Here is a 15,403-nt window from a genome sequence, read left to right on the forward strand (position 1 = left end):
CCGGATGAGTACGAGGCCCACGAGATCTAGGTAGAAGGACCCATCCGGTGCGAATCAGTGCGCCGCAGGATGAGGCGATCGTTCTGTCTGGAGGGCGCATGAGATTCCGCTTGCCGAAAACCTGTGCTGTGCTGCTGCTCGTCGTCGCCGCGGGCTGCGGGAGCCCCGCCGCCGGGCCTGATCTGTGGAGGACGAAGGTCGCTCCATGGCAGGTGGAGGTCGAGGACGCGTCGGTAAGGGTCGATCCCCAGGTGGTCACGATCGGCCCCGATGACGTGTGGGTGTTCGGCGGGCGCGGCCCGGCGGACACGACGCGGTGGCCGGTGGCGAGGCACTGGAACGGCCGGAGTTGGAGCAAGGTCGACCTTCCCGGCGGACGGAGCGGCGCGATCCTGGCGGCCGGGGCGTCCTCGGCGTCCGACGTGTGGGCGGTGACCTCCGGCGAACCGGACTCGGCCGTCCTCCACTGGGACGGTGCCCGCTGGACGGTCGCCCAGCGTCTCCCCGGCTTCACCGTGACGACCATGGAGGTGTTCTCCCCGCAGGACGTCCGCGTCTACGGCTCCGGGCCGTCCGCCACCGGAACGGTCTGGAGCCGCACGGCGGAAGGGTGGTCGAGGAGCGGGCTGCCGTTCCTCATCTCACGCACCAGCGCCCGTTCCGCCCGGGACATCTGGGCGCTCACCTTCGAGGAAAAGCTGTACCGCTACGACGGCACCGTCTGGAAGGCCGTCCCGCTGGACGGTGTCCTCCCCGCCGGCAAGACGCATCACCTCATGGAGATCACCACTACGGACACCGGGATCTGGATCACCGCCGAGGGCGGCGGCAGTCCGTTCCGGGGTGGTCCACCCCAAAGTGGTTCACCCCAAGGTGAACCTGGCGGCCCCGATCTGACGTCCCTGCTCGTTCACGGCGACCCCGAAGGCGGCCGCTGGACCGCCGAAAGCCTCATGGACAGGACGGGACGGCTCAACGAGTTCGCCGCACCGATCATCGACCCGGACGGCGGCGTATGGCTCATCGGTTCCACCGACGTCAACGCCTACGACTCCGCGCTCGCCCACCGGACCCCGGACGGCGCCTGGACCCGGACCAGGATCCGCGCCCCCCGCTTCGGCTTCTTCGAGGTGCGCGCCTTCGCCCGGATGCCGGGCGGCACACGCTTCCTCGTCGCGGGCATGAACGATGAGGACGGCGCGATCCTGTCCACCCGGTGAGCCGGTCAGGTCGCGTGGCCGTCGCCCGGGCCGTACATGGCGTCGTGCTGCCGGCGAGGCGAGCAGACCGAGGCGGACGGGCACGAGCAGCGGCGGGACCCCACCTTCACGGTCACCCGGTCGCCGGGCACGTTGTAACCGATGACCTGCCCTTCTCCCTCCGGCGTGCTCACCCGCGCCCCGAGGCGCGGCGCCTTCTCCTTGAACTCCATGTAGAGGGGGTGCTCGTATTTGAGGCAGCACATCAGGCGGCCGCAGGCGCCGGCTATGCGGAGGGGATTGACGGGCAGGTCCTGGTCTTTCGCCATCCGGACGGAGACGGGTTCGAAGTCCTTGAGGAAGGTGGCGCAGCAGAGGTCGCGGCCGCAGGGGCCTATGCCGCCCTGGAGGCGGGCCTCGTCGCGGGGGCCGACCTGGCGGAGTTCGACGCGGGCCTTGATGCCGCGGGCCAGGTCGCGGACGAGGGCGCGGAAGTCCACACGGTTCGGGGCGGTGAAGTAGATCTTGAAGATGTTGTCGGCGTCGAGGTAGTCGACGCCGATGACCTTCATGGGGAGGTCGTGCTTGCGGATGAGGCGCTTGGCGATGGAGCGGCCCTCGGCGCGGCGGCGGCGGTTGGCCTCGTCCCGGGCGAGGTGCTCGTCGGTGGCGAGGCCGGCGCATTCGGGGAGGCCGCCGATGTCCTCCGGCACCCACTGCGGGGCCCAGACGCATTCGGCGACCTCGGGGCCGGAGTCGGTGGGGACGAGGACCTTGTCGCCGACGCCCGGGGAGTGCGGGCCCGGGTCGAGGTAGTAGAGCCGGCCGTAACGGGTGAAGCTGACGGCCATCACCATGCCCACGGTTTCGCTCCGTTCGCCCGGTTTCCTGTGGCCCCACGTTAGTCCGTCGGGCGCACGCGTCACCAGGTGGCGTCGGCGAGGTCCTTTCCGGGGACGGCCGGGACGCCCTGCGCGTAAAGGTCGCCGGCGGTCGCGAGGAGGGACCGGCCGGTGTCGAGGTCGGTCAGCGGGCCCGTCACCTTCTGGCGCCACAGGACCTTCGTGGGCTTGCCGGTGAGGGTGAAGCCCTGGAGGGTCAGCTCGGAGTTCGTCACCGTGCCGGCGACCACGGCGTCCTTGGTCAGGACGGCGTTAGCACTGCCCTTGGGCAGTGTCATGACGGCCTTGCTGAGCTTCAGGTCTCCGGCGGCGCCGTTGGTGTCGAGGGTGCGGAGCTGCGGCTTGGACGAGCCGGCCGGGGTCCAGACGAAGGCGAGGGTGGCCCCGGACCAGGAGAGGCTGCCGACGCGGCCGGGCGCCTTGGTCGCCCATGCCTTGTGGGCGCCGGTGCCGAGGGTGAGGACGTCCACGCGGCCGTTCTTGCCCTTGTAGGTGACGTAGGCGATGCGGTCGCGGGTGACGGCGATGTCCGACCAGGCGGTGGAGGCGCCGGGGACGGTGGCCTTCGGGATGTCCTTGAGGTCTTGCGGACGTCCGTCGTCGCCCAGGTGGAGGCGCTGGAAGGTCACCTTGCCGCCGCCGTAGGACGCGACGATGTACGAGCCGTCCTTCGCGGCGGCGACGCGGTGGAAGCGGCGGCCCTGCGGCGGTGCGATGGGGACGCCCACGTCGGCGCCGGTGTGCGCGTCACGGACGAGCAGCGCGGTGCCCGGCCGGGTGATCCCGACGATGAACCGCGGGTCGGTGTGCTCGGCCTTCGCGGCCGGCTTGGCCTCGTGCTCCTCCTTGGCGGCGCGCTGGTGGCGGTGCACCACATCGACGCCCCCGCCGATGAACAGCGCCGCGGTCGCGGCCGCGGTGAGCGGGATCAGGCTCTTCCACGAGCCTAGACGTGTCCCCTGGTCCTCGCGCCTGCCGTCGTCCATGGGTTCGCTCTGCACCTACCTGTCCACTCTTGGGGTATCGCGTCGTTTCTATCTCATCTCCATCATTTACATCGCCACAAAAGCCCATGAAGCGGGAGTTACCACATCGACGCGAACCCGCGAGCCCGGCACGGCCGCGGGCTGCGAGACGCAGGGTAACGGACGCCCCGGCTCCTCACGGCGAACCGCCTCAACCGAGGCAGGCTCGGGCCGCCTCCACCAGGGAGGAGCGGTAGGACGTCCCGAACAGGGCCACGTGGACGAGGAGGGGATGCAGCTGGTGCAGCGGGACGCGTGCCCGCCACCCGTCCGCCAGGGGCGCCGTCTCGTCGTAGGCGGACAGCACCGTTTCGAGGTGGGGCGTGCCGAACAGGGCCATCATGGCGAGGTCTGTTTCGCGGTGGCCGCCGTGCGCCGCGGGGTCGATGAGGAGGGCCCGGCCGTCCGTCCACTGGATGTTGCCCGACCACAGGTCACCGTGGATGCGGCTGGGCGGTTCCGGCGGCCCGGCCAGGTCTGCGATGTCCGACATGACGCGCTCGATGAGACGGATGTCGGCGGACGGCAGGTGCCGCGCGCCGCGGCGGAGGAACGGTTCCAGGCGGCGTTCGGCGTACCAGGCCGGCCAGTCACGGTCGTCCAGCGTGTTGTCGAGCGGGAGGTCGGCGATGAAGCCGTCCCAGGGCGCGCCGTAGGCATCCGGGCGGTTGCGGGTGTGCAGGGCGGCCAGCTCACGGCCGAGGCGTTCGGCGGCCTGCCGGGACGGCGGCGTGGCCGGCAGCCACGGCAGGACGAGCATGTGATCGTCCGCCGCGACCACGTCCGGGACGGGCGTGCCCGGCCCCGCCTCGCCCAGCCAGCGCAGCCCGGCGGCCTCCGCCGCGAACACGCCGGCCTGGCCGGCGGCCGCCTTCACGAACACCTCGCGGCCGTCGGCCAGGGACGCCCGGTGCAGCGTCCAGGAATGGCTGGAACCGAGGTCGCGCACCTCGCCGACCCCGGTGCCGAGGAGCCGCTCCAGCCGGTCGCGCACTCAGCCCTCCTTGAGCGCGGTGCGGATCTCCTCCAGGAGGCCGGGCATCGCCGCCTCCACCTGCTCAAGGACGAGGTCGAAGTCGGCGCGGTCACCGTAGTACGGGTCGGGGACGTCGAGGTCGCCGTCCGCGTCCGGGTCGAATTCGCGCAGCAGCCGGATCCTGCCGCGCGCCCCCTCGTCCGGGGCCATCGAGCGCAGCGCCCGCAGGTGCCCCTCGTCCAGTGCCAGGATCAGGTCGTACCGCCCGAACCAGGACGGTGCGAACTGGCGGGCGATGTGCGCCGACCGGTAGCCGGCCCGCTCCAGCGTCGCGACCGTCCGCTCGTCGGCCTCGTTGCCGACGTGCCAGCCGCCGGTGCCCGAACTGTCGACCTCCACGTCCAGCCCCTCGTTCTCGACGTGGTGGCGCAGCACCCATTCGGCAATCGGGGAGCGGCAGATGTTGCCCGTGCAGACGAACGTGACGCGGTACGACATGCCCCCATCATGCCCGAGCCGGCCGAAGCTCGATGATGACGGTGCCCACGCCCGGAGCACCGTCCCGGGAAAAGGGGGCGGCCCCCCGACCGTGACCGGTCGGAGGGCCGCCTTCGGGTGGCGTCAGTATCGGACGGCGTTCAGCGCGTCCACGATGCCGTTGCCGAAGAAGCCGTTCTGCTCCTTCGAGCCCTCACAGGTCTGCGTCGAGGTCCGCTTGGCGCCCGACGAGGTGTACCACTCGTACACGAACGTCCGCGGGCTCGGGCATTCCTTGGGGGTCGCCGTGCCGAGCAGCGCGCGCTCCACGACGTCCGGGTTCAGGGTCAGGCCGCCGTTCCGGCGGTCCGGGTGCCCGTACCTGCTGACGATCAGCGCGGCGACGCCGGCGGCGTGCGGCGAGGCCATCGAGGTGCCCTGCAGCGACGAGTAGTAGGCGCACTTGCCGTCCTTGCAGCTGCGGATGACGTAGGACACCTTCGGCGTGCCGTCCGGGTTCAGCTCGCCGCGCTCCTTCGCGAGCCGCTCGGGGTAGGCGGCCCAGACGCCGCCGCGGTCGTCCGGCCGGCTGGCGGCGTTGTCGACCTTGTCGCCGCCGGGCGCGGCCACCGCCACGTACCCGTTGCCGAAGCTGCTGTAGTACGACTTGCGGGTGCTGGGGCCGGTCGCCGAGACCGGGATGACGTTCTCGCCCTCGGACGGCATCGACACGCAGCTCGCCGGGACCGTCCGGTCGTACGGCGCCTCACCCGGCACGGACGGGAAGTCCGGGCTGGTCGCGTCCAGGTTCGTCTTCGTGTAGTCGACGTAGTCGTTGCCCGCCGCGGAGACCAGCGTGACGCCCCGGTCGTGGGCGAAGTCCAGGGCGCGCTGCGTCGCCTCGATGATCGTGCGCTGTTCGAGCTGGTTCTCGGGGCTGTCGGCGGGGTTGTTCTCGCAGTTCCAGAGCCACGGGTCGATGTAGTACGACATGTTGACGACGTCGATGCCGTTCTTGGCCGCGTACGTCAGGCCGTCCACGGTCGGCTGGAGGAAGAAGAGACCGGAGTCCTGGCCGACGCGCAGGTTGACGATCGACACGTTCGGCGCGACGCCCGCCATGCCGAACCCGTTGCGGGGCGAGGCGATCGTGGACGCGACGTGCGTGCCGTGGCCGCGGTCGTCCCAGTCGTTGGGGTCGACGCACGACGTGAACTCGCACGGGCCGTCGAGCTCGTTGCCGTCGGCATCCGTCGGGATGTCCTGGGTGAAGTTGCGGCTGAGCTTGCGGTTGAAGTTCGGCTTGATGTCCGGGTGGTCGCCGTCCACGCCGGTGTCGAGGATGCCGACCAGCACGCGCTTGTCGCCCGGCTCCTTCTTGTACGAGCCGTCCGGCGTCGCGTGGATCTGCTTCATGTCCCACTGCAGATCGGCCAGCGGCTCGCCGTCCTGCGACGAGGCGCTCTTGGCCGACACCGTCTTCCCGGTGCCGGTCATCTGCTCGACCTTCGAGACCTTCGTCTTCGCCTTCGCCGGCTTCGGCGCCTCGCCGATGATCCGGTTGTGCGCGACGCCCTCAAGCGCGCGCTGCTTCATCACCGCGTGGATGAACTCGGGGTTGTCGGAACGGACGGTCGCGACGCCCACGTCACGGTTCTCGTGGACGACCTTGCCGCCGGCCGCCTGGACCGCGTGATGAGCCTGGCCGAGAGAGACGTGCTCCTTGTAAAGGACGACGTACTCCGACACCTGACCCTTCGCCTGCGCGGGTTGTGGTTCCGCTGATGCTGGCACCGCGAGCGCCGTCATGGTGGTGACGGCGCACGCGGCGGAAATCAAGGCTCGCCGCAAAGCTGACCTCCTGGCAGTGGGGGAGCTAGCCCGGGATTGGGGCACAAGCCTGCCGAAGGTACGGGAGCGACTATTGAGTCTTGCGTACGGTTGTATAACGAATAGGGAGATCTCTTGTAAGCCGTGTCAGCCGGTGCGGAGCGCCAGGGTGAGCGCCTCGACCGCCAGCAGCGGGTTCACGTTCGCGTCCAGCCGCTTCCGGCAGGCCATGATCGCGTCCAGTCGCTTGAGGGTGTTCTCGGGGCCGCCGTTCTGCGCCGCCGTCCGCAGCTCCGGGCCCAGCTCGGTGTTGACGAGGTCGGTACCCGCCCCCATCTGGAGGGTCAGCACGTCCCGGTAATAGGACGCGAGGTCGAGGAGCGTCCGGTCGAGGGCGTCGCGCTCCAGCCGTGTGGCACGCGACTTCTGCCGGGCCTCCAGGTCCTTGAGCGCCCCGGCCGTGCCCCTCGGCATCCGTCCCTTGGCGCTCTCACCGAGGGCCTGCCGCAGCGCCGACGTCTCCGCCTCGTTCAGCTCCTCCGTCTGCACCTTCGCCTCCGCCTTCGCCGCCGAGACCAGCGCCTCCGCCGCCGCCACCGCCGGGCCCACCGCCGTCAGCCGGCGCGGCACCGCCAGCACCTCCGCGCGCCGCCGGCGCGCCCGCGGATCGGTCGCCAGCCGCCGCGCCCGGCTGATGTGGCCCTGCGCGGCCCGCGCCACCACGTCCGCCGTCTCACGGTCCACCCCGTCGCGCAGGGTGAGGACGTCCGCGACCGCGTCGATCGGCGGCGTCCGCAGCGTCACCAGGCGGCACCGCGACCTGATCGTCACCAGCAGATCGTCCGGGGACGGCGTGCACAGCAGCCACACCGTCCGGGCCGGGGGCTCCTCGATCGCCTTCAGCAGCGCGTTCGCCGCCGCCTCCGTCGCCCGGTCCGCGTCCTCGAACAGGACGATCTGCCAGCGGCCCCCGGACGGGGACGACGACGCGCGCAGCACCAGCGCGCGGGCCTCCTTCACCCCGTACGACAGGCCCTGCGGGCGGACGACCTCCACGTCCGCGTGCGTGCCCTGCAGCACCTGGTGGCAGGACGCGCAGTGCCCGCAGCCGCGCGGCGTCTGCGCGCACTGCAGCGCCGCCGCGAACGCCCGCGCGGCGGCCGAGCGCCCCGCTCCGGGAGGACCGGTGAACAGCCACGCGTGCGCGAGCCCGCCCGTCCCCTCGGCGGCCGACGACAGCTGCGCGACGACGGGCTCCTGCCCCACCAGGTCATCCCACACGCTCATGGATAGAGGCTAACGGGGTCAGGCGTCCCGGATGGCCGGGAAGGTGCTCGTGGCGTCCTCGGTGCCCGCCGGGACGGGGTCGGGGAGGATCTCGCGGATCCGGTACTGGATCTCGCGGCTCAGCTCGCCCTGCGGCCGGCTCGCGTCCAGGATCAGGTACCGGTCCGGGTCGGCCTCGGCGAGGGCGCGGAACCCGGCGCGGACGCGTTCGTGGAAGTCCTGCGGCTCCGACTCGATCCGGTCGGCGGGCGCGGGCAGCCGCCGCAGCCCCGCCTCCGGCGGGATCTCCAGCAGGACGGTCAGGTCCGGGACGAGACCGCCGGTCGCCCACGCGTTCACCCGGGCGATGTCCTCGACCGGCTGCCGCCGCCCGAACCCCTGGTAGGCGAGGGACGAGTCGACGTACCGGTCGCTGACGACGATCGCGCCGCGGTCCATCGCCGGCTTGATCACGTTGGCGACGTGGTCGGCGCGGTCCGCCGCGTACAGCAGGGTCTCGGCGCGGTCGGACAGCCCGGTCGTGTCGCGGTCGAGCAGCATCGCGCGCAACCTCATGCCGATCTTGGTGGCGCCGGGCTCGTGCGTGGTGACGACGTCGTAGCCGTGGTCGCGGAGCCAGATCGCGGCGAGCCGCGCCTGCGTGGTCTTGCCCGCTCCCTCGCCGCCCTCGAACGCGATGAGCACGCCGCGGTTCCGGTGGACGGGCTGGGGCTCGGCGGCGGCCTGCTCCGGCGGCGTGTAGATCTCGCCGTGCAGGGCCGCGTGCAGGTCGGGGACGAGCGGGATGCCGCGCCGGTCGTCCGCCCGCCGGTAGGCCAGCAGCCCGGACAGCAGGGCGCCGGCGGCCGCGATCAGCAGCGCCGCGCTGGAGCCCGCGAAGTCGTGGCCGCCGTCGCCGAGGTCGATGCGGTGCGTGCCGATTGCCCCGGTGACCAGCGGGGCGGCGAGGAACGCGACCAGCGCGGTGACGAGCGCGACCGAGCGCAGGTAGGCGGGCGGGCGGACGTCCTCCGGCGTGTCGGGGTCGGTCACCGCGGTGGTGGCCGTCGACCAGGCGGCACCGGCGAACACGCCGAGGAACGCCGTCATGAACACGACGACGACGAGGTTCTGGACGAGGGCGAGCACGCCCAGCGCGAGCGCGGCGGCGACCACGGCGAGGCCGTTCAGCCGCCGGCGGCTGAACGGGACGAGGACGCGGGGGCCGAGGAACACCCCGAAGCCGAAGCCGATCGCCAGCCCGGCGAGGACGGTGCCGTAGCCGGCGTCTCCCCCGCCCAGCACGCCGGTGTGGACGCGGGCGACGGCGGCGACGGCGCCCCCCGCCAGGAACGCCCCGGCGATCGCGAGCCCGAGGCCGCGCGCGGCGGCCGTCCCCGGCCCCTGGAACAGCAGCCTCAGCGGGGCCGGGACCGCGGGCATCGCCCTGACCGGGATCTCCCGGACCGCGGCGACGGCCGCGGCCGAGACGGCGAAGATCCCGGCCGCCGCGTAGAGGGCCAGGTCGGCGCGGGAGCCGCGGCCGAGCGTCCCGTCCGCGATGAGCGCGAGGACGGCGAACAGCACGGCGGCGGCCGGGGCCGGGCCGTAGATCACGCGGGTGGCGGTGCGGTGCGCGCCCGGCTCCCCGTCCGGGTCCGGGACGAGGGCGGGCAGCGCCGCGCGCGCCGCGCACACCCACAGCAGGCTCAGGCAGCCGACGAGGAACGCGGCGGCGAGCGTCCAGGCCGCCAGGTCCACCAGCGGCACCGTCACGATGATCACCAGCCGCAGCACGTCGGCGATCAGCAGCATGAGCCGGCGGTCGACGCGGGCGGCGAGCAGGCCCGCGAGCGGGGCGAGCAGCACCGCCGGCAGCAGCATCAGCGCCAGCGTCCCGCCGATCGCCTGCGCGCGCACGGCGAGGTCCTCGTCGCGGGTCAGCATCGCGACCATCGCGGTCAGCGCGGGGACGGTGAGCCACTGCGCGAGACCGGCCAGCGACAGCGCGGTCCGGAGCCGCCGGAACGGTCCGATCGGCGGAAGTGACGAAACGCCCGGCGGCGGTGACGCTGCGGGGTGCGGCCGGGGTGCGCCCGTTCTGGTCATGTCGGTCAGGGTATCGGCGCCGATGTCCTTATGAACCGGACTTCGCGGAGGTTCGGCGGCGGGTTGCCGTCTTCTTCTTGGCGCCGCCCGCGGCCACCTTCTCCCGGCGCTCCGCGAGCAGTTCCGCGGCCCGCTGAATCGTGATCGACTCGACCTCGTCGCCCTTGCGGAGGCTCGCGTTCGTCTCGCCGTCGGTGACGTACGGGCCGAACCGCCCCTCCTTCACCACCACCGGCTTCTCGCTCGCCGGATCGACGCCCAGCTCACGCAGCGGCGCCGCCGCCGCGGCCCGGCGGCCACGCTGCTTCGGCTGCGCGAACAGTTCCTTCGCCCGCTCCAGCGTGACGGTGAACAGCTCCTCCTCCGAGCCGAGCGAACGGCTGTCGGCGCCCTTCTTGATGTAGGGGCCGAACCGCCCGTTCTGCGCGGTCACCGGCTCGCCGTCCAGCTCGCCCAGCGTGCGCGGCAGCGACAGCAGCTTCAGCGCGTCGTCCAGCGTGATCGTGTCGAGCGACATCGACTTGAACAGCGAACTGGTGCGCGGCTTGGGGGCGTCCGCCTTCTTCGTCCGCTTCCTGCCCTCGGGGGCGGGGGGCTGCTCCGGCAGGATCTCGGTGACGTACGGGCCGAACCGTCCCGACTTGGCCACGATCGTGTGGCCGGTCGCCGGGTCGGTGCCGAGATCCCGGTCGCCGGACGGCTGCGCGAACAGCTCCTCCGCCTTCTCGGCGGTCAGCTCGTCCGGGGCGATGTCGTCGGGGATGTTGACGCGCGCGCCGTCCCGGTCGAGGTACGAGCCGTACCGCCCGACCCGGACCACGATGTCGGTGCCCCTGATCGGGAACGAGCTGATGCCCTTGGCGTCGATGTCGCCGATGTCGCCGACCAGCTCCTTCAGGCCCTCGGCCCCGTTGTCGCCGTAGTAGAACCGGTTCAGCCACGGGACGCGCCCGGCGTTGCCGCGCGCGATCTCGTCGAGACCGTCCTCCATGTGCGCGGTGAAGTCGTAGTCGACCAGGTTGCCGAAGTGCCGCTCCAGCAGGTTGACCACGGCGAACGCCAGGAACGACGGGACGAGCGCCGTGCCCTTCTTGAACACGTACTCGCGCGCCAGGATCGTCCCGATGATCGAGGCGTAGGTCGACGGCCGCCCGATCTCGCGCTCCTCCAGCTCCTTGACCAGGCTGGCCTCGGTGTAGCGGGCCGGCGGGCGGGTCGAGTGGCCCTCCGCGTCCACCGCGTTCGCGGTCAGCGCGTCGCCCTCCGCCAGGTTCGGCAGCCGCCGCTCCTGGTCGTCCCGGTCGGTGGACGGGTCGTCCGCGCTCTCCACGTACGCCTTCAGGAACCCGTGGAAGGTGATCGTCTTTCCGGTGGCGCCGAACTCGGCCCGCTCGCCGCGGGTCGACAGCCCCGCGACGCGGATCGACACCGACTGGCCCACCGCGTCCTTCATCTGGGAGGCGATCGTCCGCTTCCAGATCAGCTCGTACAGCCGGAACTGGTCGCCCTTCAGCCCCGTCTCCGCCGGGGTGCGGAACGTGTCGCCCGCCGGGCGGATCGCCTCGTGCGCCTCCTGCGCGTTCTTGACCTTGGACGCGTAGACGCGCGGCTTGTCCGGGACGTACTCGCCGCCGAACAGCGACGCCGCCTGCCTGCGCGCCGCCGTGATCGCCGTCTCCGACAGCGTGATCGAGTCGGTGCGCATGTAGGTGATGAAGCCGTTCTCGTACAGCTTCTGCGCGACCGACATCGTGTACTTCGCGGAGAAGTTCAGCTTGCGGCTGGCCTCCTGCTGGAGGGTCGTCGTCCGGAACGGGGGGTAGGGCTTGCGCGTGTACGGCTTGCGCTCAACGGACGCGACCTCGTAGGGCCTGCCGCGCAGCCGCTCGGCCAGCGCGCGCGCGGCGGGCTCGTCCAGGTGCAGCACGTCCTTCGTCTTCAGGGTGCCGTCGGACGCGAAGTCGCGGCCCTGCGCGACGCGCCTGCCGCCCACGCTGACGAGCCCGGCCTTGAAGACCTTCGGCTCCTCGTCCGCACCGGTGTCGAACTGTGCCGCGATGTCCCAGTAGTGGGCGGGGACGAACGCGATCCGCTCCCGCTCCCGCTCGACCACCAGCCGCGTCGCCACCGACTGCACCCGGCCCGCCGACAGCTTCGGCATGACCTTCTTCCACAGGACGGGGCTGACCTCGTACCCGTAGAGGCGGTCCAGGATGCGGCGCGTCTCCTGCGCGTCCACCAGGCGCATGTTCAGCTCGCGCGGGTTCGCGGCGGCGCGCTGGATCGCGTCCTTGGTGATCTCGTTGAAGACCATCCGGTGCACGGGGACCTTCGGCTTCAGCACGTCCTGGAGGTGCCAGGCGATCGCCTCGCCCTCCCGGTCCTCGTCCGTCGCGAGGTACAGCTCGTCGGCCTCGGCGAGAAGCTTCTTCAGCTTCTGCACCTGCTGCCGCTTGTCGGAGTTGACCACGTAGAGCGGCTCGAACTCGCGCTCCACGTTCACGCCGAGCTTCGCCCACGGCTCGCCCTTGTACTTGGCCGGCACCTCCGAGGCGCTACCCGGGAGGTCCCGGATGTGGCCGATACTGGACTCCACGATGTAGCCGCGGCCCAGGTAGCCCGCGATCGTCTTCGCCTTCGCGGGCGACTCGACGATCACCAGGCGCGTCCCCGCACCGTTGCCCCGGCCACTGTTCGCGGTGCCGTTCTTGGCTGGCACAGTCGCTCCAACCTCGCTGTCTTGGTCCTCTTACACAGGTTCTTTCTTACCGGCTTCCTACAACGCCGCAGGACGGCGCGTTCATGCCCGCGCGCTCCTCGATCATCGTTGCCGCCCCCATCAGGGGACGGGATCCTCACCGCTTTACGCCTCCGACAGGATGACATGCCGCCGCACACCGCGCGGACCGGGACGCCACGGTACGGTGCCGCATGCACGGTAGACCAAGTAATAATGGTCGCAATGGCGGAGTACACCTACCTCGTCCTGTCACTGCCGCGCGGCACCACGCGTGATGCGGCCCGGCAGATCCTGACCGAGCACGCCGAACGCGGCGGCTGGGAAATCGATCGCTTGCGCCTCTACCCGGATGGACGCCGCCGTATTCAGCTCCGCCGCAAGGTCATCCGCGCCGTCCGCACGTTCTGACCGTCCCGGCGGAGCGTAGCACCAGGTACGAACGTCATGACGCATCGTCGCGTCACGCCCGCTCCAGCGGCGCCCGGCCGGACGCCTCGTCCACGACGGGCGAACCGTGCCACCCGCAGCCGAGCGACCACCGAACCGTCCTCAGCGAGCGGTAACGATAACGCCACCGAACGCATCGGCGATGGCGAATTCAGGAACGATCAAGGAACTTGTCGAGAACCCGGACGCCGAAGCGCAGCCCGTCCACCGGAACGCGCTCGTCAACGCCATGGAACATTCCGGAAAAGTCCAGCTCCGGCGGCAGCCTGAGGGGCGCGAAGCCGAAGCAGCGCATTCCGAGGCGCGCGAACGCCTTGGCGTCCGTCCCGCCGCTCAGGCAGTACGGCGCCGGCAGCGCTCCCTCGTCCTCCGAGATCAGCGCCGCCTCCATCGCCGCGACGAGGGCCCCCTCGTAGTCCGTCTCGAGCGCATGGTCGTGGTGGACGAAGTCACGCCGAACGTCCGGCCCGAGAAGTTCGTCGACGGCCGCGAAGAACTCCTCCTCGTGTCCGGGCAGGAACCGGCCGTCCACCTGGGCGGTGGCGGTCTGCGGAATCACATTCGTCTTGTACCCCGCGTCCAGCCGCGTCGGATTGAGCGTGTTCCGCAGCGTCGCCCCGATCATCCGCGCCAGCGGCCCGATCTGGTCAAGGCACTTCTCCGGACGCTCCGGATCGAACTCCACCCCGTACGCCATGCACGCCCGCTCCAGGAAGGCCCGCACCGACTTCGTCAGCCGCACCGGAAACTCATGCGACCCCAGCCGCGCGACCGCCGCCGCCACCGCCGTGACCGCATTGTCCGGATGCACCATCGACCCGTGCCCGGCCGTCCCCCTGGCGGTCAGGTTCATCCACGCGATGCCCTTCTCCGCAGTCTCGATGAGGTACATCCGCCGGTCCCCCGGCACCGTCAGGCTGAACCCGCCGACCTCCCCCACGGCCTCGGTGCACCCCTCGAACAACTCCGGATGCTCCTTCACGAGCCAGTGCGCGCCCCACTGCCCACCGGCCTCCTCGTCCGCCAGGAAAGCGAGCACGACGTCCCTCGGCGGCCTCCGCCCCTCCCGCAACCGCTGCCGGACGACGGCGAGGATCATCGCGTCCATGTCCTTCATGTCGACGGCCCCGCGTCCCCAGACGCAGCCGTCGGCGATCTCTCCCCCGAACGGATCCCGCGTCCAGTCCTCCTTGCGCGCCGGCACGACATCGAGGTGCCCGTGCAGGAGCAGCGCGTCCCGTCCCGGATCCTCCCCCTCGATCCGCGCGACGAGACTGGCCCGTCCCGGGTGCGACTCGAAGATCCGCGTCTCCAGCCCGACCTCGTCGAGCTTCTCCGCGACGTACTCCGCCGCCACCCGCTCCCCCGGACCCGAATGATCGCCCGGGTTGCTGGTGTCGATCCGGATCAGCTCCTGGCAGAGCCTGACGACCTCGTCCTCAGCGGTCGGCTGGTGGGCCACAGTGATCACCTTCGCCTCGTGTCCTCCCCTACCCGCCCCATGGTCCCCGACGATCGACTTCGCCGCGACTCCCCACCTTTGGTACAGTGAACCCCGCCGCGGCAGCACCGCGGCCTGCGACCGAGTCCGGGTGGCGGAATAGGCAGACGCGCTAGCTTGAGGTGCTAGTGCCCTTTACGGGGCATGGGGGTTCAAGTCCCCCCTCGGACACTTCACGACAAAGTGGGACAGGTTCACATCTGTCCCACTTTGTGGTTTCTGCGCTTGGCGGAGTACTGGTGCCGAGTCCCAGAGCACCAGGACGTTCAGGAGACCCGTTGCGAGCCTTCGGGCGGAACGTCCAGTGCGCGGGCGAGGGCGGCGGCGAGCGGGGCGGCGCGGTCGGGAACGTACCGCTCGGCCCATGAAGCGGCCAGTCGGTGGAAGGCGATCAGGTCGCGTTCCACGCCGGCCAACAGACGCCGCAGGTCGGCGGTGGGCAACTCGATCATCGGCCTGTCATCGCGCTCGGCGTCGACGATCATGCGGACTATGTCGCCGTGAAGTTCACCGCATGGATCGGGATCGTGTCCGAGGAAGCCGCTCGAGGCATGGCCGTCGAGGACGCTCCACCATTCGCGCCAGTCCTCGATCCCGCTGCAGCAGCCGGGCAGCAGGGTGGTGCCCGTCGTAGTGTCGATGACTCGCAACCCGCCCGGCGCGAAGAGCGGCTCCATGGTGAGAAGGTCATGCAGGAAGGCCCCGAGCGGATCGGCCGGACGCCGCGGACGACCGTCCTCGGGATCGATATCGTTGGCTTCGGCGATCCCCATCACCGCCGTGCCGACCTCGACCGGAGAGAGTGTGCCGCTGAGCGGCAGGTACCTGAACGGCTCCGACCGAGCGACCGGCCAGAGCGTGAAGCCCTCTGACCCGTACACCTCCAAGACCGGCTGCATCTCAATCACCCTTGAAGTCTGTCTCACATCCC

The 15,403-nt window shown here is 71.1% G+C and carries 12 protein-coding genes and 1 tRNA gene; 3 read left to right on the forward strand and 10 right to left on the reverse strand.

Translation table 11 applies throughout. From position 1 onward, the window contains the following. The first annotated feature begins 98 nt into the window (after nucleotides 1-98). Complete coding sequence (locus tag ACQP1N_RS31900; protein ID WP_433227962.1) at nucleotides 99-1,220, forward strand: hypothetical protein; 1,122 nt, start codon at nucleotides 99-101, stop codon at nucleotides 1,218-1,220. Between the two features lie 5 nt (nucleotides 1,221-1,225). On the opposite strand, the gene ACQP1N_RS31905 is transcribed toward ACQP1N_RS31900, so the two are convergent. The 8 genes from ACQP1N_RS31905 to topA all read right to left on the reverse strand — a co-directional run bounded on the left by ACQP1N_RS31905 (nucleotide 1,226) and on the right by topA (nucleotide 12,503). After that, nucleotides 1,226-2,056: a regulatory iron-sulfur-containing complex subunit RicT gene (locus tag ACQP1N_RS31905; RefSeq protein WP_067792711.1), complete on the reverse strand. Its 831-nt coding sequence runs from the start codon at nucleotides 2,054-2,056 to the stop codon at nucleotides 1,226-1,228. A gap of 65 nt (nucleotides 2,057-2,121) precedes the next feature. Beyond that, complete coding sequence (locus ACQP1N_RS31910; RefSeq protein ID WP_433227963.1) at nucleotides 2,122-3,102, reverse strand: hypothetical protein; 981 nt, start codon at nucleotides 3,100-3,102, stop codon at nucleotides 2,122-2,124. 175 nt (nucleotides 3,103-3,277) lie between these two features. After that, nucleotides 3,278-4,120: a fructosamine kinase family protein gene (locus ACQP1N_RS31915; RefSeq protein ID WP_433227965.1), complete on the reverse strand. Its 843-nt coding sequence runs from the start codon at nucleotides 4,118-4,120 to the stop codon at nucleotides 3,278-3,280. Continuing rightward, on the reverse strand, nucleotides 4,121-4,600 hold the full coding sequence (locus ACQP1N_RS31920; protein WP_067792563.1) for a low molecular weight protein-tyrosine-phosphatase: 480 nt from the start codon (nucleotides 4,598-4,600) through the stop codon (nucleotides 4,121-4,123). 123 nt (nucleotides 4,601-4,723) lie between these two features. After that, nucleotides 4,724-6,430: a S8 family peptidase gene (locus tag ACQP1N_RS31925; RefSeq protein WP_433227967.1), complete on the reverse strand. Its 1,707-nt coding sequence runs from the start codon at nucleotides 6,428-6,430 to the stop codon at nucleotides 4,724-4,726. A 126-nt stretch (nucleotides 6,431-6,556) separates the two neighbouring features. Continuing rightward, a complete protein-coding gene (locus ACQP1N_RS31930) occupies nucleotides 6,557-7,696 on the reverse strand; it encodes a DNA polymerase III subunit delta' (protein WP_433227969.1) in 1,140 nt (379 codons plus the stop codon). A gap of 18 nt (nucleotides 7,697-7,714) precedes the next feature. Beyond that, the gene (tmk, locus tag ACQP1N_RS31935; RefSeq protein ID WP_433227970.1) at nucleotides 7,715-9,784 is read right to left on the reverse strand and encodes a dTMP kinase; all 2,070 of its coding nucleotides are present in this window, start codon (nucleotides 9,782-9,784) and stop codon (nucleotides 7,715-7,717) included. Nucleotides 9,785-9,812: 28 nt separating this feature from the next. Continuing rightward, the gene (gene topA, locus ACQP1N_RS31940; RefSeq protein WP_433227971.1) at nucleotides 9,813-12,503 is read right to left on the reverse strand and encodes a type I DNA topoisomerase; all 2,691 of its coding nucleotides are present in this window, start codon (nucleotides 12,501-12,503) and stop codon (nucleotides 9,813-9,815) included. Nucleotides 12,504-12,746: 243 nt separating this feature from the next. Here topA and ACQP1N_RS31945 point away from each other — a divergent pair, with 243 nt between their 5' ends. Continuing rightward, a complete protein-coding gene (locus ACQP1N_RS31945; protein ID WP_067792576.1) occupies nucleotides 12,747-12,932 on the forward strand; it encodes a DUF5703 family protein in 186 nt (61 codons plus the stop codon). 190 nt (nucleotides 12,933-13,122) lie between these two features. Here ACQP1N_RS31945 and ACQP1N_RS31950 read toward each other — a convergent pair whose 3' ends face one another. Continuing rightward, nucleotides 13,123-14,433: a M20/M25/M40 family metallo-hydrolase gene (locus tag ACQP1N_RS31950; protein ID WP_433227973.1), complete on the reverse strand. Its 1,311-nt coding sequence runs from the start codon at nucleotides 14,431-14,433 to the stop codon at nucleotides 13,123-13,125. A 124-nt stretch (nucleotides 14,434-14,557) separates the two neighbouring features. Here ACQP1N_RS31950 and ACQP1N_RS31955 point away from each other — a divergent pair. After that, nucleotides 14,558-14,643: transfer RNA gene (locus tag ACQP1N_RS31955), tRNA-Leu, on the forward strand. A 95-nt stretch (nucleotides 14,644-14,738) separates the two neighbouring features. Here ACQP1N_RS31955 and ACQP1N_RS31960 read toward each other — a convergent pair. Next, complete coding sequence (locus ACQP1N_RS31960) at nucleotides 14,739-15,371, reverse strand: hypothetical protein (protein ID WP_433232895.1); 633 nt, start codon at nucleotides 15,369-15,371, stop codon at nucleotides 14,739-14,741. Between the last annotated feature and the right edge of the window lie 32 nt (nucleotides 15,372-15,403).

It is taken from the genome of Actinomadura formosensis (genome assembly GCF_050948385.1).
GTDB lineage: Bacteria > Actinomycetota > Actinomycetes > Streptosporangiales > Streptosporangiaceae > Spirillospora > Spirillospora formosensis.